The sequence below is a fragment of the Sphingomonas sp. AP28 genome (genome assembly GCF_056680455.1).
In genome coordinates this window covers 133547-152657 of sequence record NZ_JBWXQI010000002.1, presented here as the reverse complement: position 1 = coordinate 152657, position 19111 = coordinate 133547, and the positions used below count along the sequence as shown (strand labels likewise).

The window sequence follows — 19111 nt, the reverse complement described above, 5'->3', positions numbered from 1 at the left end:
ATGGCCCCCCCGGACCGCTTGCATCATTTGCCCCCGTGAAGGTCATAATACCCCTGAATTTTGGTTTGAATGTCGGCCATCACGGAGACCTCGCTGGGCAGCTTTGCTGCGTCCATGAACTCCGCATAGACTTCGGAAAAATCCATCTGGCTCAGGTCGAGGCACTGAAACTCCTCGATCGTGAAACCCTTGCAAGTCTCGTCCTTGGGCTTGGCCCAGGCTTTGCCGATCTGCTGGCGGCCCTGTTCCTGAAGGATCCGACTCAATTTGCTGCCGAAGCAGCAATATGCGTCCTTCGATGTGACGCAGATGCCGATCACCTTGTCAGAACAGTAGGATCCCACCTTATGGCAGAGCCCTTTGTCGTCCTTCTCGTCGAGCTTCTTTTCGGCAGAGCTGCACAACCATGGCGTGAGCATGGGAATGCCTTTTCCCGAGCAGCAGTTTGACGCACCGAAAATCTTCTTGTTGCAGGTGTCCCGTTCTCCCGAGAAAACGGTCAGGTTGTTTGGATCAAACTGCTTGCCGGCGTCGCCTATCGAATGGAGCGCGACGAGCGCATCCTTGAACTCGGTTGAAGCCTCGCGCTCGATCGTCTCGCAGCTGCCATTCAGGCAATAGACGTCGCCGCCACAGACATACTGCTTGTCGGAGGGCGCCTTATCGTCTGGCAGCGGGCAGCTATAGACGCGCTGCGACACCTTGCAGGCGCCGCTCTGAGGATCGTCAAGACATTCGTCGCGGAGGAATTTGCAGAGCTTGTTGTCGTCGAGCGCACTGCAGTCGCTTGTCGGCGTAAGGCGCTGGCAAGTGAAGGAACGCGACCACGCCCAGCACGCCTGCGTAACCGGCACACCATCGATAATCCGGGTTTCAGGGCCTTCGGTGCAGACTTCGGCCGCTTGTGGGACGCACGTCGTGTCGGCCGCCAGCGCGGGGCAGGTGCCCTCGTGTCGAGCGACGGTAACGCTCCTGGTCCCTTCCTTCTTCAGATAGAGAGTACCGGTCGCATAGTTCTGATGGCTGGCGATATCTGCGGCCGACAATTCGGGATTGCAGGAGTATAGTTGCGCCGTGCCGCTGACATTCTTCTTGCAGTATTTGCGGTAGCCCTCGACGTCGTTCCCACCGGCTCCAAGCTCGATCTGCGCGTCGCAAATGTGCTTGGAGACGGGCTCGGAACGGCAAACGCCAGCATTGACCTTCGCCTGCATGACGCTGTTTTTTGCGAACCCGTAGCCCTCGTTTTTGTCGAGAACGCCGTAGTAGAACCAGCGCGCGGTGTTGATGACGGTCGGTACGAGGTTCCCGCGGCAGTCCGCGACCGTGTCGGTAACTTTCGACCCCTTGTTGCAGGTAGCCTCGTAATAGCCCTTTGATCCTACCGACGGCGGAAGCGCAGTGCAGGTCCCTTCGGCACCGCCAAGGCTCTGACCGCCCAGATAGGTGTCAGGGTCTTTCTCAATCGCGGTGCCGCGCGAGGTCGCCGCCAGGATCTCGGCATTGCTGAAGGTCGCCCGCGTGCGTGCGCGATCGGTTACCGTGCCGAACGCCTCGTCGGTGCCGGCCTTCGAACCACCATCGACCACCAGCCGGTCGGGGTCGTCGAAATAGACCTTCTCGGCCAGATCCGTGCCACCATAGCCCGGCAGTTGCGCGAGCTTGGCGTCGTTTGGCCCCAAGCTCTCATCAGCGCGCATCGTTTTGCCGAGGTCGGAGCCCTGCTTGCGTGCTTCCTCGATCGTCGTCTGCGCGACCACGCCACTGGTGGCGCCCGCGAGGACGGCGAGCAGCAAGGAGAGAGCGACGCCCTTCACTAAAGACCCTTGCCGAGATTGCGCAGCGCGACCGACGCCACGCCGGCACCGGGGCCGTGCGCCGCGACGAAGGTGTCGAGCACGTAGCGAACCGAGACGTTGCCCGTGATCTTGTCGTGGGTCGGCACCGAAGTGGTGCAATTCAGGCTCGAGCAGAGATCGAAGTCGGTCGATACGGCGACATAGGTCGGGACCGCCTCGACGTTGAACGCGCGAAAGAGCCGGGGATCGATCCCGACATTGGACAGCTGATCCTTGTCGGTGACGACCTTGCCGAGCATGGCACTGAAGGCCTTCATCGAATTGTTCGGAAAGCCCCGGAAGACGACGACGCCGCCCGCCTTTGCCGTGTCGGCGATGAGCTGACGCAAGGCTGCTGGCGGCATCGACAGGCTCGCGAAGGCGATGAACTGCGGCGCGTCACCCTTGGTGCCGGCGACATTCTGGCTCGCGCCCTTGATGATTTCATCGAAGTCGAACGCGCCGTCACCGTTCACTGGCAGATCTGCTTTCGCGAGCGATGTGAGGTTGGTGCTGCTTTTTGCCTGAATGGCGACGGCTTCTTCGCGAAAGGCATCGCCGCGGTTACGGACGTGCTCGGCAAAGATGTCGGCGTCACCCTGCATGGCGGTCGAACGACGCTTGATCGCCTCGAGATCGAGGCCATCGACGGTCTGTGCGATCGCCTGAATGCCGGCGAGACCGGCAAGTGCAGCAATGACGATGGTGATGCGGCGCATGATCGTCCCTCCTCAGAGCACGCAGCAGTTGCGCTTGCGCCAGACGAGGTAGCCCATGTCCTCGCCCTTCACGGGGAAGGGCCGGCCTGCCTGCGGTGGCATGGTCGAGGCCCCAAGCGGCGAGCAGGCCATCTTGCCGCTGACCATCGGTATCGGATTGACCATCTGGACGCGGTATTGCTGCTTGCGCAGCACCGGCATCGGATACTTGTTGCAGAGGCCCTTCGAGCCCATCGTTCCCCAGGCAAGACCTTCGCGGTGGATCTTGAAGGCGAAGCGGGCAAGCGCGAGACGCGACGCCTGCACATGGCCGATCGAGGCGGCGATGTTGCCGTTGACCGGGTACATCGGCCCCTGGCAGCCAGCGCACCAGAAGGTCGCATCGAGCGGGAGCTTGGCGGTTGCAGCGATACAGTCGCCGGCACACGCAGCCTGCGCGATCGGTGACGAGAATAGCACGGCTTCCGGGTTGATAAGCGCGGTCAGCGAGTCATCCTGCCAGAGCGGATCGACCTCGGTCATGTAGGCGATATCGAACGACGCCTGCTCGAAGCACAGGAAATCGGTCAGGATCTCCATCCAGTACAGGAGCGGGTAGACGTACCAGTGGACGTGCCACTTGGATGTGTTCTGCCCGTTTCCGCCGGTCTGCGATGGTCCAGACAACTGGCCCTGGCCGATGTCGAACCCGGGCGCGATCTTGGTGCCACCCAGATTGACGAAGCACCACGGCTTGGTGGTGACGTCGGCAAGACGAACGGGCTCCCAGAAGCCGGCCGAAATGCCGATGCGCGGCACCGGACTGCCACACGCGCAGACGGGAAGGGACGGGTTTTCCGTGTCGGCGCGATTGCTCGGCCAGATCTTCAGGCCACCCACGGAGAGCGGGAACAGGCACGACCAGCAGACGTCGGTGATCGGGTTTACGAATTTGCCCGTGCACTTCGATTGCGCCTCCGCGCGCGGGCTAAGTGTCGTCGAAAGCACGAACGCACCCAGCAACAGCGTCAGGAAGCGCAAGAGCTTCATGCGTGCTCTTCCGACGACTTGGCGGCATCGAGGAAGGCGTTGTCGGCGCGGTTCTTCCGGAAAACGTAGAGCGCGGTATGCAACGCGGTCGTGGCCAGGATCGCCGCTACTACGAACGAGGCGGTACGGCCGAACAGGGCTACAAGCGGCGAGATTGCGATCACACCGATACCCGACAGGACGCAGAGCACCTGGAAGGTCCGGCGCATGGTGCGCAGGTCGTCGGTTTCAGGTGCAGCCATCGGCGTGCGCAGGAGGTCGAGCCACAAAGGCATCAGCTTATTCCCTTCAGCTTGATTTCGGAGAGCTTGAGGACGCGGCCGTTCTGGACGGCGACGGCCGGCGTGTGTCGAATGCCGAGTTTGCCGGTGAGGCGACCCTCCTGATCGAAGTAGAAGCGCCGCTTGCGGTTGGTCATCTCCTCGATCGGCGAGCCGTTCACGAGGATGATCTTGGCTTCCAGGTCGCTGTACTGTGACGTCGCCCATTCCATCTGTGCGGCGTTATCGCCGTCGACGAACACGAGCGCCTGATGGACCGCCACGAAATCGAGCGGGTTCACGGTCTGGCCGGCACGAACGATGTAGTTGCCCTTCTGGTCCTGAACGTCGCGCTCGATGACGATCGTCGGATCATAGGCCCAGCTGCGTGGCTCCGTCGCCGCGGTGATACCGGCGACGGGCTTCGGCCGACGCACGCGCGCCTCTGACCGCTTGGCGAACTCTGCGTTCATGCGGTCGATCCCGCCGGTGGCTTGGAGACGCTGCAGGCGGGCCGTGATCGTCGCCAGCAGATCCGGCTCGATAATCGGAAAGACCTGGCCGACGACGCCGTGATCGTTCGCGCGCGTTGCCGAGGTCAGCGAAATCGATAGCAGGGCGACGATCGCGAAGGACTCGATCGCTCGCTTCACAGAATGGGCTGCCCGACACCGACAATCTTGTTCGAGCAGGCGTAGCCGATCGCGGCATAGCGGCTGTCGAAACCGTCCTTGTGCGGGCTGCCGACGTAGTAGCAGCCCTGCGGGATCACGCCTGTCGGGCCGGCCACCAGCGGCTCGCCCAGTTTGGTGACAGGCTTCATGTGGCTGACGAGCTTGCCGGCGACGAACACATCCGCGCCGCGGTGCACGACGGTGTCACCCGGCATGCCGTAGACAATCTTGCCGAACATCTGCTTCTTCGCACCGAAATGCTTGATGACGAGCGGCACGGCAGGCGGCACGAAAAAGACGTACTCGCCACGCTTGGGCACTGCCGTCTTGTGAATCACGAACGCCCAGTTCGGCAGCGATTCCGACGCGTTGATGAGCAGCCCGTGTGTGTCCCGCCACTCGGCGATCGCGTTCAGCGAGATCCCACCGGCGACGAACAAGCCAAGCGCTGCCCAGAGGCGTTTGCGGGGACGGAAGCGCTCGGCCGCTGCTGGCGCCGCAATTGCCTTACTGGCCACCGGGACCACCAAAGCTTGAGACCATGGCGCCGGCAACCGATGGATCAACCGGTGCAACGTCCTGCGCAGTGGCGGGGGCAGGCACTGCGGCAAAGGGGTTCGGCGCGGCGGGAACGGGTGCGACCTGCGCCATTTCGACAGGCGCGATCGCCGGCGCGGCAGGCACCTGACCCTGCATCATCGACCCCATCTGCGCGGGCGTCGCCGGCATCGGTGCCTTTACGCCAGACGCGTAGACGGCTCTCGCGACGTCCGCGGTGATATCAGGCACGCTCTTGGACAGGACTGCCTCGCCGACGAGCACGACCTGACCCGCCGCACCGCGACGCTGCAGCTCCGTATCGAGCGATGCCATGAACGTGCGCGTCTGCGCCTGGACCTGATCGGGCGGGGTCGCGCTGCGGGCTTGCGCCTGCACGTACTCGCCAACGATGCGGGACAGGTCTGCCTTGACGATATGCTGCGGCTTTTCAGCAGTCACAACCTTCGTGACCCACATGGCCCAGACCAGCGCGAAAACGAGCGCCGCACCGATCAGCAGCTGCGCGGCGGTGTAGCCTGCGAACACCGTCTTGCGCCGGACAGTGATCGCGGCAGGAGCGGTCACAGCGGGCTCGGCCGTGGGGGTGTCGACGGCCTCGGTCATGCGCCGTGCTCCAGGCGGGCGGCATCACGCGGCAAAATAGCGTGACGGCGGAAGAACATGATCGCGCCGGAGATGACCATATGGACGATACCGACGATCATCTTGAACTGGTCGAGCCGGCCAATGTCCGCGGCGAGGTAGCGGCTGGTCAGGTTCTGCAGATGGTTCATCATGCCATCGAGCGAGAAGCTGCCGAGCGCCAAGAAAAAGAGGACGAACACGCCCCACGTCATCAGCAGCGTCGTGGCCATAAAGCCCGCGAAGTGCAGGCCGAAATAAAGGAAATAGCCGTAGTCGAACTTGCGCTCGACGTGGAGGGGCTGAAGAACGGTTGCCATGGTGGTCACTCCGCTGCGATCGCCAGCGCTTCGTCGGCGCTCGGATCGGTCCATTTCTCGGGATTGTCGGGGTAGGCGACCCGTTCGATTGCCTCTTCCATCGTCAGACCCTGCGCGAGCAGTTCATGGATGGCCGCGAAGGTGCGGGGCGATGACGAGTAGACCGTCGCCGAATAGGGATCGAGGACGAGCCGGCCGACCGCCAGCGTCTCCGGACCCTTGATCATCACGTCGGAATATTCGGAGCCGTTGCGCTTCAGCGAGCGGAGCAGCGCGTCGGTGTAATCGTCCATCTCGAAGCGATCGTGCTTCTTGAAGTCGGCGATCGTCTCCGCCTTCTGCTGCAGGATGACGAACCAGTCGCTGTTCTCCAGCGCAGCCTTGGATCCGTCCGACTTGTAATAGTCGTTGAGGCTCTGCGTGGCGGTCACCAGCGACGCGCCGTATTTGCGGCAGGTACGCGCATAGGCTTCGATGAAGTCGGCCATCGAGCCGCCCTTAAGCATCTGCCACGCCTCATCGAGCAGCAGCGCCTTGGGGACAGAGCGGTCCTCGCGACGCATGGCCTGGCTCGCCATGAACATGATCGCGGTCAGGGCGACGCTACGAAGCTCCTCGCGCGACGACAGATCCGACAGCTCGAACACCGTCAGGTTGTTCTTGAGCTTGAAGGACACCTCGCCCTCGAAGAAGCGGCCATAGGTGCCGTTGGTCGAGAAGGGCCGCATTGCGATCGCAAGATTGATGGCGAGCAGGTTCTTGGTCTCGTCGAGCGCCGCAATGACGTCGTTAACCGAGCCCTGCCGGCCTTTCTCTGCCCAGACCTTGTTAATCGCGCCGTCGATCAGGCCGCGCTCGGTATCGTCGAGCTTGTCGATGTGACGCGCCATCTGGTTCACGATCGATTTCAGCATGGCGAAGCAGTCCATGAGGTAATCCTCATCGGTCTCCGCGAGCACTGGATCGATCATCGAGAACGGGTTGATGCAGAACCCCGACGACATCGTGAACTCGACGAACGCGCCGCCCTGCAGTTTGCAGGAGTGCTCGAACGAACGGCCGTCGTCGATCACGACGACCTTGGCACCAGCGCCGACCATCGAGGCGCACAGCTCCTGCAGGGCCACCGACTTGCCCGAGCCCGACTTGCCGAAAACCGCGACGTTGTGGTTGCCGGCAGTGTTCTCGAAGGGCGACCAGAAGAAGGGCTGACCGCGCCTGCCGATCAGCATCAGGTGCGGGTTGTTGCCGCCCAGATATTCGCCTTGCAATGGCATCAGGCATGCGGCCGTCGTAGTGAGGACAGTGCGCAGCCGCTTCATGTTCTTGAGGTCGAACGACAGACCATTGGCCATCGTCATGGGCATCGCCGCGAGCAGGCCCTGGATCTGCAGATAGCGATCGTCGAGCAGGTCCCAGCCTGCCGCGCGGTACACCGACTTCAGGATCCGCTCATTGGCGTCGCCCTTGCCCTTCGGGCTAAACGAGGTGACCGAGTAAAAAGCCTGCACCAGCTTGCGGCCTTGGCGCAGCTCGTCCTTCACGAAACGCCACTCTTCGGACTGGTCCTTCAGTTGTGGCAACATGCGCGCGGACTTGCTGTCGGCGAGGCTGGTGGTGCGCATGAACTTGCGGCCGGCGCGTTGCCCGGAGGCCTCCGCGTCGGGGAAGTCGAGGCACAGGTTGGTTGAGACCGGGCAGGGCATGCGCAGCTTGTCGGCGAACATGTCGCCGATGAGCTTCGCCATGTCCCAGGGCGCCCAGCGTTGCGGCAGGTTGCGCACCGAGAAGGAGCGCACGTCAAACGTGTCCGGGTATACCTCGCCGATCTCCGGGGCATGGTCGACGGTCTTGCCGGTCGGACGGAACCGCTCGGTGCGTAGGAGGATGCGGTCAGGCTCGATCCTCATTTCGAGGTCGTGACGCACGGCCTGGTCGGCGATCGGGTCGAACGGATTGTAGGTGATCGTGTCGTCACCGGGCGCCGTCGTCGGCGAGGTGATGTCATCGATCCACGAGATGAGGCCCTTGGGGTCGACTGCGCGCGCATGGACGCCGAGCGACTCCAGCGCCGAGATCAGCCCTTCCATGACCGAGGTAATTTCCTCGTTCGAGACGCGGCTCGATTCCGGGGTCGAGTAGGACAGGCCGAGCCGATGATTGCGCAGGCAAAATGGCGCGGAGGCCGACAGCGAACTCCAGACACCACCCATCAGATACTCGGTGCGGTGCCGCGCCATCCGCTCGTAGATACCTGACGCCGAATAGCGCGGCATGTACCACTGCGAGAGCTTCTCGCTGATGCGCGGGCTCATCCAGCCATGGACCTGCAGGGCACCCGGTGTCGGAATGCCTTCGGACAGCAGCTGTGCCAGCATCTCGTGACTCTGCTCGGTTGCGCCGATCATCGGGGTCGCTTCGAGGAAGAAACCGCGTGAGGCGCTATTGTAGTAGATTTGCGTCTTCGAATCGTAGCTGCGGTAGGGCAGCCAATGGACAAACCGCGGGACAACCGAGTCCGGACGGCCGTTCTCAGGCTTGGCGGAGTCGCCGAGGAGCGTGGCAAGCAGGCCTTTAAAGATGCTCACTGGACAACTCCGGGGAACGAGGATGCGCGCAGCACCGGCAGCGGGTTCGCCGCCTTTACCGCCTCCCGCGCTTCAGGTTCGGCGCGAGCAAGACCTGCACGGATGGCAGGGTTGGTGCCGACTGCGGCGATCGCGGTGCGACCAGCCGGGGTTAGATACTTCGGCGTTGTGGGTGCCGAGGTGGACGTGACGGCCGGACGGACAGGCGCGGGTGAGGAAAGGGGCTTGGAGGCGGTGGTCATGCCAACCGCGACCGGCAAGTTTGGCGTGGGGGACGCAGACTTCGAGCCATAGGTCACCGCGGGCGGGGTGCGGAGTGCCGATGGCGACACCGAAAGGCGGCGCGGCGCTTTCGAGAGCCGACGCGCGACCTGATCCTTGATGTCACCGACAGGATCCGCCTGAACGCGAGCGGCAACAACCGCCGCTGCGCTTGGCATATCCGGATCAGCAGTCGCGGAATCCTCCATGAAGGGAGGATCGGCACGGTCGACAGCTGCAAGCAGCGTGTCGCCGCCCGTTGCCGCCTGAACCTGTGCTGGCGTCGTCGCGAGAGCGTTGCTCGCCAGCGCGCGCTGCCATTCGCCGCGCTCGACGACGGCATGGACCGCAGTCTGTTCGTGCAGGCGACCGGCACCGTCGATCTGCGCCGGGAAGACGATGCGAAGCACGCGTTCCTGGCTACGCGCAGGCGCAGTGGCAGCGGTATCAAAACCGCGGCCGGCGCTTTGCGGCGCGCTGTAGGGACCAGCGGGCGTAATCATGCGATCGCCATCCTCTCCGGCGATCATCGCCAGAGCGCGATCATCGATCGTCGAACTGGGCGCGCAGATGCCGTCGGGTGCGACGCAGGTGAAGCTGCCCTTGATGTTGCCGCCCATTGTCGTGCAGCCGGTCATCATGGTGCCGGAGGCGAGGGCGACAGCGAGACAAACATGGACCTTATTCACGACCGGCCTCCAGCAATGAAGGAGGCAAGCGCCTCCTTGGGACGATAGCCCTCGATCATCGCCCCATCGGCGCGGACGATGACGGGTGTGCCGTTCAGGCCGTGCGAGCGAGCGAAGCGCTCATTGGCATCGAGGCCTGAGGTGTCGCAGGTGGCGGCGTTGCGAAGACGCTCGCCGGCATAGGCCTGATGAAGCGCGGTCTCGCGGTTCTTGGCGCAATACACCTGATTGGCGAGGTCACGACTACCGAGAACAGAGATTGGTCGTTCGACGACACGCACGTTCATCGACCGCAACGTGTTCGAGAGCGCCCGGCAATAGCCGCAGCGGAAGTCGCTGAAGACCGTAACCGTCTTGCCCGACTGGTTGCCCCACACGATCGCGCCGTCCTTGGGGAGGCCGTCGAGTGCGATGCGCAAAGGTACTACCGTGGCAGAAGCGCCAACCGCCTTGGCAATGGGAGGCTCGCCTCCCTCGGGCGCGTTGTTGGCCTTGGCTGCGCCGCCAATCAGCGTGTCCGGATTGATCTCGAGGAGGCGGGTTGCAGTAAGATCCTGCCGCGTCTCCATGTCGTAGACACGACCGATAACAAGGTAGCGCCCCGAGCGGTCGACGTAGAACAGGTTGTTGCCGGCCGTCACTTCGCAGAGGCCATCGACGATCGCGCAATCGACCTTGCTGACCTGCGTCTTGGGCAGGCGGGCCTTCAGGAGGGCGATCACCGATGCGTCTGCCGGACGAAGCGCGGCATAGGCGGCCTTCGCGCCGATCGCGGCAGCAACGAACGCTGCGACGACCAAAAGAAGGACCAGCACCCGACCAACGGTCAGACGCCTGTCGGCGGTGCTATCAGTTCCGAACATAAACACCCTCCAGGAAGACGATTTCGACGTCGACGCCGGTCGGCATTTCGATGACCGGCTGGTACTGCTCGGCACGCTCGATCAGGTATTTCGAGACCATGTCGCCGGCCTCGCCGACGCCATTTCCAATCCCGCCTTGTGCGATGTCGCCCATGCCGAGCTGCTGGCGCTTGCCGTTGACCTGAACATTGCTGCCCTGGAGGAAAGAGTTCGAATTGGCTGCGAAACCCTTGCCGATCCCGCCGACGAGGCCCGCAATGAAAGCCTGGCTGACGAGTGACCCTTCGCGACTGACAACACGTCCGCGAACGCCGGTCTTGCCGCCGAACGCGATGAAGCCTTTGACCTCGGACACCGCATAGCGACCGCCCGGCTGAGGGCAGGTCATCTTCTGCAGCTTCACGTAGACCTTCTCACTCGAAAGCTCTGCGCGCGCCGCACCGTTGATGAGGCAGCCTTGAATTTTCGTCGTGAGCAGCTTGCCATTCTGCAGCACTGACCGCGCGGGGCCGGTGACTCGAAGGACGACGGGCAAAGGATCGGTCTGGCTGTTGGTGCCGGCTGCGGCATCGACACCGACGATGACCTTGGCGCTCGCAAAGCTGTTGGGTGGAAGGTAGTTCGGGCTGTCGGTGTAGACCGTGCTGCCCTTTGAAACCTTCGAGGCATTACCGGCCTCAGCGGAGCCAAACGAGACCATCTTAACTTCGCTGAGGCGCGCAGGGGAGAGGTCCGGACCGGGAGTAGCGCCTGCCGCGCCAGGGCGACCGTAGAGGGCGGCGCTACCAGGGCCGTACATTGCCTGCGGCCCGGGCATCGGGGCAGGCGCTGCGGCACGCTCGTTGACCTGGCGACGCAACTGATCGTTTTCGGCCTGATAGGCGGATACGACGCGCTGGCCATCGCTCGACATCGACTGGTTCTGCGCGCGCATCGCGTCGAGCTGCTCGGCTAGCTGCGCGACGCGAGCGTTGGTGCCCTCGACACCCTTCAGCTGGTTTTCGTTCGACTGGAAACGGTTCTCCGACTGCGCCATCCACTCCTGCTCGGACTTGGTCTTGTTGGTCATGTCGCTGACCGAAACCGTCTTCTTGTCCGCGCTATCGGGATCGATCTTCTTGACCGCGTCGTCACCGCCGAAGATCCAGAACGAGGATGCGACGAGAACCACGCCGCAGCCTGCCGCCAGCTTCATCTGCTGCTTCTTGCGGGTCTCGACGTTGCCATCCAGTTCCGAGGCGATCGGGGATACTCCGTCGCCGTCAACGACTTCGGGAGCGTCGAGCGGCTTACGCTCGCGAGAGAAAATATCTTTGATGCCCATGGCTTAGTTTCCGTTCCGCGAGACGAGGTAAGCGGTCGTGACCCGACCCGGCGCGAGCTTGGGTTCGGCGATCGAGACCGCGAGCGCGCTCGATGGCGCCACGCTGGCCTCGGTCAGCACCGTTTCCTTGGTGCCCTTGTTTTCAATGCGCAGGACGCGGCCGGTAAGAGCGTCGCCGCGATATTCAGCGATCATCTGAACCTTGAGGTCGCCGACATAGACGGGCTTGAGCGAGCGCTGACGCATCTCGAAACCGTCGACCGTCTTGTTGGCGTACATCGCCTGCACCAGCGTCACAGCGGCTTCTTCCGGCGAGGACGTCTGTGTGACCTTGGTGGTCGTACCGGCTTCCGCGGCGTCGGCCTTGGCAATCGCGGGGTTCGAGACGAACACCTGCACCGCCTGGTCGCCGCTGATCCGGCATTGGAACTTGTAGACGTAGCCGCGCTTGCTGGTGCCGAAGAACGACAGGAGCTGGCGACCGAAGCCCTCCGGGACCGACAGGTAGATGTCGCCGCGGACCGGTTCGTTGACGACGGAGAAGTCGTCCGAGGGGTTGCCGGTATTGATCTTGGACACACCAGCGAACTCGTCGCCGACGAGGCTGATCCGGGTGAGATCCTTGGCGGACGCGTTGCAGGATACCTGCGCACCGTCGTCGGCCATTAGCGTCTGGTCGCCAGACGCGAAGGCGGGGGCCGCAAAGACGAAGATCGCCACGGCAATTAGAGCGGCACCGGCGATGCGGCTCAGCCAGCAAAAGTTGCGGCTGGAGAGGGCAGTGCCGAGCGCAGCGCTGCCAAAAGCGTAGATTGCGGTCACATCGCAGCTCCCGGACGGGTCTTGGGTTGGACCATGCTGAAGCCGACGAGCTTCAGGGTCATGCCGGCATATTCCCAGTCGTAGACAAAGGTCCGCTGCTCGGATGACACGATTTTCTGGCCGATGACCGTGTTGAGCTTGCCCGACACGGTGGACTGGAGCGCCTTGGGGTCGATCTCCATGCCCTCGAGCGTAAAATACTGCGACATGCTGGAGCCGCGCTGCTCATCGACGATCTTGAGGAGGTCGGCTTTGATCTTGCCCTGCGACTTGGGCGAGACGATCGCGAGAACCGACTTCATCCAATAGTCGAGGCTGCTCGGCGTGCGGTTAAGCGTCAGCACGGCCGTGTCGCGGGTCACTAGCTCCAGATACTCGCGCGAGACACCCGACGTGGACAGCGTTACCGGCGAGCCAAGAACAGGCTGCAGCACGATTTCGCGGCTACGTGTCGCCGACATCAGGAGCAGGAGCGCAACAAAACCGGCAAGAACCAGTGCGGCTATACCGAGGACATTACGCTGGCGAAGGACGCGCTGGCTTTGCGCGTGCTGGTAGGAAAAATCCATGTCAGCCCACCATTAGTCGGAGGTAGGAAGGTGGCGTGGCGCGCAGCGACGGGAAGCCGCCTGGCAGATGCCAATACGCCAGATGAATCAGCCACGACGTTGCCCGTCCCGCCTTTGCCCTCCTAAGGGCCCACCAGCCTAGGACGGCTAAGCCGATCCCGATGACGATGTGTTGGGACAGGATCCCCCAAGTGAAGGGGATAACCATCGCGAGGAACTCGTCGAGCGTCCAGAACCCGATCAGCTCAGGATCGTCGAGGTGCGATGGGATCACGTACTTATCGACTGACATCACGCCACCTTCAAAGACGGTGCCGGCGAAGCTGCTATCAACGCCGGCACCGGGTCGGTTCAGATGGTGGCGGTGACGGTCGAGGTGACGATCGGAATGCCGGTACCGGCGCCGACGCCCACACCGACCGGGATCGCGACCTGGCCGAGCGAGAAGCGGCCCGAGGCCAGGCCGACGACGCCGCCAGCGAGCGACAGGACGGTGATGATCTTGCCGCCCGAACCTTCGAGGAAGCCGGTGAAGGCATTGAGTGCCGTGTTGAACGTAGCGTCTGCACCGGCGAATGCCGGCGAAGCGAGAACAGCGGCTGCTGCTGCCGCACCAATGACCGCCAGGGCGGTCGTCTCGGCGCGACGGCCGATCTTGAACGTGGTCTTCATGATAAGGAGTCTCCTTCGATCGAGCGCTGTTCAGCGCGCCCAAGAGCAGATTGGCCGGCAGCAATCTTCAGTCGCAAACGGAAATCGTCGGAACATTGCTAACGCTTATGCATTTCTTAACATTCCGAGCTGATCTTGCCTTTTGCGAATCACCTTGCCCGACTGGGCCGGGCGCCCGCCCGGAATTTCAGGGCATCTGCCCGAAAAACGCGGGCGGCCTGTTTTGGGATACTCGGTCATCTAGTTTGGCATCCAGATCGTAACTGGTTTAGCTGTTACGCTGCAGAATGCGGTTTTCGCCTTTTATGAGTATGCAAGGGTCCGGAGTGGACCCGGGATTGAAGGTTGACCAAAGTGACGGCTGAAAAGGCGTTTCATATTTCCGTCTCGGATCACTATTTCCGGCTGACCACCGAAGGTGTCAGACTTCTGTCGAACAAGCATCGTTCGTATTATTCTTTGCCTATGGTCATAGACGAACGCGCTGAGCGTGCTTCCGACTTGGTAAATAGCTATGACGCGGAGGACATGCGAAACCATCTTCGCATAATCTCGAGCGAGGGGGAGGTCGAGATCGACTTCTCTATCCTAGAGACGAGCGCCAGCACGATCGAGGCAGCTGCACTCTCGCTTGGTGAGGCACTCGGGCAAAAGGTTCTCTTAGCTGACGCTGTGTCGCTGGTACTCTTTGACCTCATTGTTGAACGGAATGCTACGGAGGTTCTCACAAAGCTTGGGCTTTCCGCTTCTGAGGCCGAAATTTATCGCGTTTCCCTGAAGAAGAAAGATTCGAACGTCATCCCGTTGCGACCTAAAAGGCCATAACCACTTGTTTCGAACCAGCTTTAGGGTTGCCTTTTACGATTTGGTGAGTCTACCCATAAGCCATCAGCCGGGAGAATGGCGATGGGCGAAGCGACGCGAAGTTGGGCGGAAAACCCAGCGGGGGCAATTCCGAGTTTCGAATTAGAGGATTACATCCTAGCCAGGATGGACCTTGCACGGGTAAGCGTCAGGGAACTGGCGACATTGGCAAAAATCGGTCGGAGCCGTCTCCATGACGGGCTTCACCGTAAGGTCGAAAAGCGTGTCGCTCTCAAGATGCCTGAGATAGCAGCTATCCTCGAGGCATTGAGCATCAGCAAAATCGAAGCAATGTATGCTCAGGATCTGCTCCAAAAAAACGAGGCGGGAGTCGAACTAAGAGACCTCCTGAAGGTCATATCAATGGTACTCGGCGTCGTGACCGGCCTTCCTGAGCAGATCATTACCGTTGTAAGGCATGTTGACGGTCTCGGTTTTGACGATGTTCGACCTGAGCACGGCGAAGCTGCTCAAGAGCTGATAGTACGAGCCATAGAGGTGGAATACCAAAAAATCGGTATGCGCCGGTCCAAACGGCTCGACGAGTTTGGGGAGGCATAACGGGTCCCGAACGGCTCGTTTGGTTATGCCGGGATGGCACCGTTTCCCCCCTCTCGCGGACTCAGTGAGATAGGGTAACTGAAAGCACGAGCGATACTCTAAGCTGCTACTCTCGGCGAGGGAGGGGCGCGTCGCGTGACGACGTGCCTCTCGTGCTTTCAGTTACTCTATCTAATGAAGCCCTTTTTTTGGTGCGTCCGACATACGGAAACTGAAAGCACGAGAATTTCCTCGTCAAAGAAACCGAAAGCACGAGCCAACGCGAGCGACTTCCCATGCCGCTGCCGTTTAGGCTGTCGCTATCGCCGAGTCCGGAATCACGGGAGGCGATCTCGAGGTCGCTTGGCCTCGCGAAACCTAATTGAGGGAATGCCGTGCAAAGAAGAAAAGCCCGGCAATAGGTCGGAGCTTTCGGAATTTTGGAAGTGCTGCGTAACAACAGCGGCATAGCCAAATTACGATGATGCAGCGGGAATGCGTGCCTAGCGCGCCACGGACTTCTGCGTCCGCACGGAAATCCAAAGGGGATTCTCCGAATGAATTCTATTACCTTCGCTCCAGGAGCTGGTCATCGTCGAGTAGACGAACGCACAGCTTCGACTGGACGGATCGCTGAAGGCTTTTCCGGGCTTCCCGAACGCGTAAGTCATCGGCATGTTCTAACAGCCTTTAAACGTGCGGCTCCCTATATTGGTGTACCATCTCGCCTTGTGCATGCGGTTGACACACTGATGAGTTGGTCGCGGGAGGTAGACTGGAGTGAGGGACAGCGCCCGATTGTCTTTCCCTCTAACGAAACGCTCAGTCAAAAGCTTGGAATTGGTATTCGGCAGCTTCAGAAGCTGTTGAACAGTGCAACGCGGTGGGGTCTGGTTGCACACCGCGACAGCGCCAATGGCAAGCGTATCGGAGCAAGGGGAAAAGACGGCCGGCTGATCTATGCTTACGGGATAGATCTCAGCCCGCTTGGCGTGCGCTACGATGAATTCGTCCGCATAGCTGACGAGGGGACAGAGGCGGACTTGCGCATAAATGTTCTTCGAAAGCGTCTTACCGCAGCCCGCCGCCGCATCAGCAGCCTGGTGCAGCTTATCATCGACGAGGAGATCGGAGGTGTCGATGCAACCGGCATCATCGAAAGCACTCAGTTGGCTACTCACCAGATGCGGAAGGTTCGGGATGAACGTCTGCTCCAGGCGTGTGTTTCAAAGCTGGAAGGTCATGCGGCAGCGCTCGATGAGCGCATTAGGACGGTTTCGGCGAGGAATAACGAGAAACGGGAACCGGTGAAAGATTCACCCTCGGGCGTCTTAAACGACACCCACTATACAACTACAAACCAACCACCCATTGCTAAAGCAAATTACTGTAGAGGCTTGGCGAGAAACGGTAGTGAGCGAGGCTACGACGTCCGTAACAACGAGCCGCAAAGTGAAGTTGAGGCGGACCTAGCCCATCACGGCGTTGATCCGAGCTTTATTGCCGCCGTGGCTCCCGAGTTCATTTCGTGTCCTCCCGAGCAAATGACATGGGGTATTATCATCGGTGACGCCGAGAGGCTCATTGCCCAGGCTGCAATCCCAGCCAATGTTTGGCGTGAGGCTTGTCGACTAATGGGTCAGAAAGGCGCGGCAGCCTCGGTTATCGCGACGGCCCATAAACACGTTCGAGGCGATGTCGACCGCCCCGGAGCGTATCTTCGCGGCATGAATAAGAACGCCGCCTCGGGAAAACTGAACTTGGGGCGGACTTTTCATGGCCTGAAGGACCACGCCAAAAGGCAACCAGTCCGATCGCTATTGAGCAGCTCAGACCTTCGATCCGTAGGCCAGCTTTTGGCGACGGCGCTGAGGTCTGGAAGTCGGGTCGGGCCGGCATTGCTGTGAGTGAGGATAGGGTAACCGAAAGCACGAGGCTTAGCGTCTCCTTTCGTTGTACCCTGACGAGATCCGGCGATCGCGACCGATTGAACCGCCAAAGCTCGTGCTTTCAGTTACCCTATGTTCGACTAGGGGTGATTCTAGAGGATAGAATGATAAGAAGGGGGGTGTATTGCAAAGGGGATCGATGATGGCGAAATCACCAGCGATAGCGCGGCAGATTTCACTGTTCGACATGGACAGCCCGCTTCACGGAAAAGTCCGCGGCGAGCGGAGCATCATGGACTACCCGTTCTTCGTGCTTTCGAAGAATGCGCACCTTGAGCCTATCGAGTACAAGCATGACCAGGTGACCATTCAAATCCGGCCAAGCGCAACCGGTGTTGCGACAATGTGGGACAAGGAAATCCTTCTGTATGTTGCCTCGCTCGTTGCGCAGGCGATAGCTGATGGCCAGATCTCAGATGAGGACGTGACTTTTTCAGCTCATGACTTCTTTCGCATCACCGGAGTCGAGCGACCGTCGGTACGCGATTACCGGCGGTTTGGTGAAGCGCTGGAACGCCTTCAAGGCACTCAGATAAAGACGAATATCGAGACCGGATCAAAAATCGACCGGGGCTGGTTCTCGTGGCTGTCCGAGGCGCAGGTCGAGTACGAGAAAATGGCGAACGGGGACGAAGTCCTTCGCTATGTGCGCGTCCGCCCATGCAATTGGCTATACCGCGCAATCAAACGTGATCAGCGGATCTACCATTATCACCATGACTATTTTCGTTTGGGTGCAATCGAACGTCGTCTTTACGAAATTGCCCATTGTTACTGCGAAGCTGGTCCAATCGACATCAATCTTGAGGAGCTTCATCAAAAAATTGGTTCTATGGGTCCAATGAAACGTCTAAAGCAGCTTCTCAAGAGCATTGAAGCAGAAAACCGGCTACCAGAGTATGACGTCAGCTTGATCGAGGTCGTATCCGGCGAACGAACAGACTCGCTTGGTCGTCGCCGTAAATCCGTCACTACATCGGTTCGCATGAAGCCAAGGCAGAGGTCAATTTCTGCTTAGAAGCGCTGCATCATGTCGACCTTGGTATAGCCCGCTGACCGATTATAGATCGGTGAAGGCGAGCGAGCTGGCGACGTCAGCCGCGACCAGTTCGCGATAATGGCTGAGACGTAAGCCTGTGTTTCGGTGATGCGCGGGACCATGCCGCCGTGCACGCGACCTGGACCTGCGTTATAGGCGGCCAGCGCCAAGTGAACTTGGCCGAAACGATCAAGCTGCTGCCGAAGATAACGGGCACCACCACGCATGTTCTGCAGCGGATCATACCGATCGACGCCGAGGCCAACCGCCGTGCCCGGCATTAGCTGCGCGAGGCCGTACGCGTTCGCCGTAGATGTCGCGATCGGATTGTACCCGCTCTCGCGGATAATCATCGCATCGAACAAACCGGTCGGGATACCATGCTCGCAGGCCACCGCGCTCATCATCCCATAGTAGGCGGCGCGACGCGTCTCCGCACTCCGTGCAAGAAACCCTGACGGACGATAGGACAGCGGAGCGCAACCGGGTTTGAAATAGACGGGCTGGACGGCGATCCCCCCGCGAAGCCAGCCCGGAACCTGGATCGATGAAAACGCCGCAACACCCGTGGGTTCGCCACTTATAATAGGAGCACCTACCGGGGTTACCGCCGCTGCAGCGATCTCCTGCTGCATGCGGAACTGAACGTAGCGGCGACTAAGATCATGGACCTGAAAGGCGCCCGGCAGCGGCGACGGCTCGACTATTGCCGCTGATGGTGGGATCCCGGGCAAAGAGCTCGTGGCATCGGTGGGCAGACTACCCGTCATCGAGATCAGCTGAACCTTCCGGAACGCTGAGCTCTTTGGAGCGGCACCGGCTTGCGGACCGACGATTAGAGCGGCGCAAAGGCCAGCAACAGCCAGTGGATAACGCACGGAAAACCCCCTTTGGTCTTGATATCCAAGA

General features: G+C 61.0%; 21 protein-coding genes. 4 read left to right on the top strand and 17 right to left on the bottom strand.

The window, feature by feature from the left end; all coding sequences use genetic code 11:
* Positions 1–23: 23 nt before the first annotated feature.
* Genes AC1MH0_RS20070 through AC1MH0_RS19995 form a run of 16 tightly spaced genes read right to left on the bottom strand, consistent with a single transcriptional unit; the run spans position 24 to position 13810 of the window.
* Positions 24–1817, bottom strand: coding sequence for a conjugal transfer protein TraN (locus tag AC1MH0_RS20070; protein ID WP_480965934.1), 1794 nt, complete (start codon positions 1815–1817; stop codon positions 24–26).
* Positions 1817–2557, bottom strand: coding sequence for a type-F conjugative transfer system pilin assembly protein TrbC (gene trbC, locus AC1MH0_RS20065; RefSeq protein WP_480965933.1), 741 nt, complete (start codon positions 2555–2557; stop codon positions 1817–1819). The genes AC1MH0_RS20070 and trbC overlap by 1 nt, the downstream gene beginning before the upstream one ends.
* 12 nt (positions 2558–2569) lie before the next feature.
* The gene (gene traU, locus AC1MH0_RS20060) at positions 2570–3586 is read right to left on the bottom strand and encodes a conjugal transfer pilus assembly protein TraU (protein ID WP_480965932.1); all 1017 of its coding nucleotides are present in this window, start codon (positions 3584–3586) and stop codon (positions 2570–2572) included.
* Positions 3583–3861: a hypothetical protein gene (locus tag AC1MH0_RS20055; protein ID WP_480965931.1), complete on the bottom strand. Its 279-nt coding sequence runs from the start codon at positions 3859–3861 to the stop codon at positions 3583–3585. The genes traU and AC1MH0_RS20055 overlap by 4 nt, the downstream gene beginning before the upstream one ends.
* Complete coding sequence (gene traW / locus AC1MH0_RS20050) at positions 3861–4499, bottom strand: type-F conjugative transfer system protein TraW (protein ID WP_480965930.1); 639 nt, start codon at positions 4497–4499, stop codon at positions 3861–3863. The genes AC1MH0_RS20055 and traW overlap by 1 nt, the downstream gene beginning before the upstream one ends.
* Positions 4496–5047 (bottom strand): S26 family signal peptidase, encoded by a 552-nt coding sequence (locus tag AC1MH0_RS20045; RefSeq protein ID WP_480966125.1) that lies wholly within the window; start codon positions 5045–5047, stop codon positions 4496–4498. Before AC1MH0_RS20045 ends, traW begins: the two co-directional genes overlap by 4 nt.
* Positions 5028–5684, bottom strand: coding sequence for a TrbI F-type domain-containing protein (locus tag AC1MH0_RS20040; RefSeq protein WP_480965929.1), 657 nt, complete (start codon positions 5682–5684; stop codon positions 5028–5030). Before AC1MH0_RS20040 ends, AC1MH0_RS20045 begins: the two co-directional genes overlap by 20 nt.
* Positions 5681–6022 (bottom strand): hypothetical protein, encoded by a 342-nt coding sequence (locus tag AC1MH0_RS20035; protein WP_480965928.1) that lies wholly within the window; start codon positions 6020–6022, stop codon positions 5681–5683. Before AC1MH0_RS20035 ends, AC1MH0_RS20040 begins: the two co-directional genes overlap by 4 nt.
* Before the next feature lie 5 nt (positions 6023–6027).
* Positions 6028–8610, bottom strand: a complete 2583-nt coding sequence (gene traC / locus AC1MH0_RS20030; protein WP_480965927.1) for a type IV secretion system protein TraC — start codon at positions 8608–8610, stop codon at positions 6028–6030.
* Complete coding sequence (locus tag AC1MH0_RS20025; RefSeq protein ID WP_480965926.1) at positions 8607–9560, bottom strand: TraV family lipoprotein; 954 nt, start codon at positions 9558–9560, stop codon at positions 8607–8609. The genes traC and AC1MH0_RS20025 overlap by 4 nt, the downstream gene beginning before the upstream one ends.
* The gene (locus AC1MH0_RS20020) at positions 9557–10423 is read right to left on the bottom strand and encodes a DsbC family protein (RefSeq protein WP_480965925.1); all 867 of its coding nucleotides are present in this window, start codon (positions 10421–10423) and stop codon (positions 9557–9559) included. Before AC1MH0_RS20020 ends, AC1MH0_RS20025 begins: the two co-directional genes overlap by 4 nt.
* Positions 10410–11747 (bottom strand): TraB/VirB10 family protein, encoded by a 1338-nt coding sequence (locus tag AC1MH0_RS20015; protein WP_480965924.1) that lies wholly within the window; start codon positions 11745–11747, stop codon positions 10410–10412. Before AC1MH0_RS20015 ends, AC1MH0_RS20020 begins: the two co-directional genes overlap by 14 nt.
* 3 nt (positions 11748–11750) lie before the next feature.
* Complete coding sequence (locus AC1MH0_RS20010; RefSeq protein ID WP_480965923.1) at positions 11751–12569, bottom strand: type-F conjugative transfer system secretin TraK; 819 nt, start codon at positions 12567–12569, stop codon at positions 11751–11753.
* Entirely contained in the window at positions 12566–13138 is a 573-nt protein-coding gene (locus AC1MH0_RS20005; protein WP_132741248.1) for a type IV conjugative transfer system protein TraE, read from the bottom strand. Before AC1MH0_RS20005 ends, AC1MH0_RS20010 begins: the two co-directional genes overlap by 4 nt.
* Before the next feature lies 1 nt (position 13139).
* A complete protein-coding gene (traL, locus tag AC1MH0_RS20000) occupies positions 13140–13430 on the bottom strand; it encodes a type IV conjugative transfer system protein TraL (protein WP_480965922.1) in 291 nt (96 codons plus the stop codon).
* 59 nt (positions 13431–13489) lie between these two features.
* Positions 13490–13810, bottom strand: a complete 321-nt coding sequence (locus AC1MH0_RS19995) for a TrbC/VirB2 family protein (protein WP_132741246.1) — start codon at positions 13808–13810, stop codon at positions 13490–13492.
* Between the two features lie 345 nt (positions 13811–14155).
* Between AC1MH0_RS19995 and AC1MH0_RS19990 the strand changes: the two genes are divergently transcribed.
* From AC1MH0_RS19990 to AC1MH0_RS19975, 4 genes are all read left to right on the top strand, one after another.
* Positions 14156–14635 carry a hypothetical protein gene (locus AC1MH0_RS19990; protein ID WP_480965921.1) on the top strand — a complete coding sequence of 160 codons (480 nt, stop codon included), beginning with the start codon at positions 14156–14158 and terminating at the stop codon, positions 14633–14635.
* An 81-nt stretch (positions 14636–14716) separates the two neighbouring features.
* Positions 14717–15235: a hypothetical protein gene (locus AC1MH0_RS19985; protein WP_480965920.1), complete on the top strand. Its 519-nt coding sequence runs from the start codon at positions 14717–14719 to the stop codon at positions 15233–15235.
* Positions 15236–15771: 536 nt separating this feature from the next.
* Positions 15772–17121: a plasmid replication protein RepC gene (gene repC, locus AC1MH0_RS19980; RefSeq protein ID WP_480965919.1), complete on the top strand. Its 1350-nt coding sequence runs from the start codon at positions 15772–15774 to the stop codon at positions 17119–17121.
* Positions 17122–17302: 181 nt separating this feature from the next.
* Entirely contained in the window at positions 17303–18181 is an 879-nt protein-coding gene (locus tag AC1MH0_RS19975) for a replication initiator protein A (protein ID WP_480965918.1), read from the top strand.
* On the opposite strand, the gene AC1MH0_RS19970 is transcribed toward AC1MH0_RS19975, so the two are convergent.
* Positions 18178–19080, bottom strand: a complete 903-nt coding sequence (locus AC1MH0_RS19970) for a lytic transglycosylase domain-containing protein (RefSeq protein ID WP_480965917.1) — start codon at positions 19078–19080, stop codon at positions 18178–18180. The genes AC1MH0_RS19975 and AC1MH0_RS19970 overlap by 4 nt on opposite strands.
* Positions 19081–19111 lie beyond the last annotated feature (31 nt).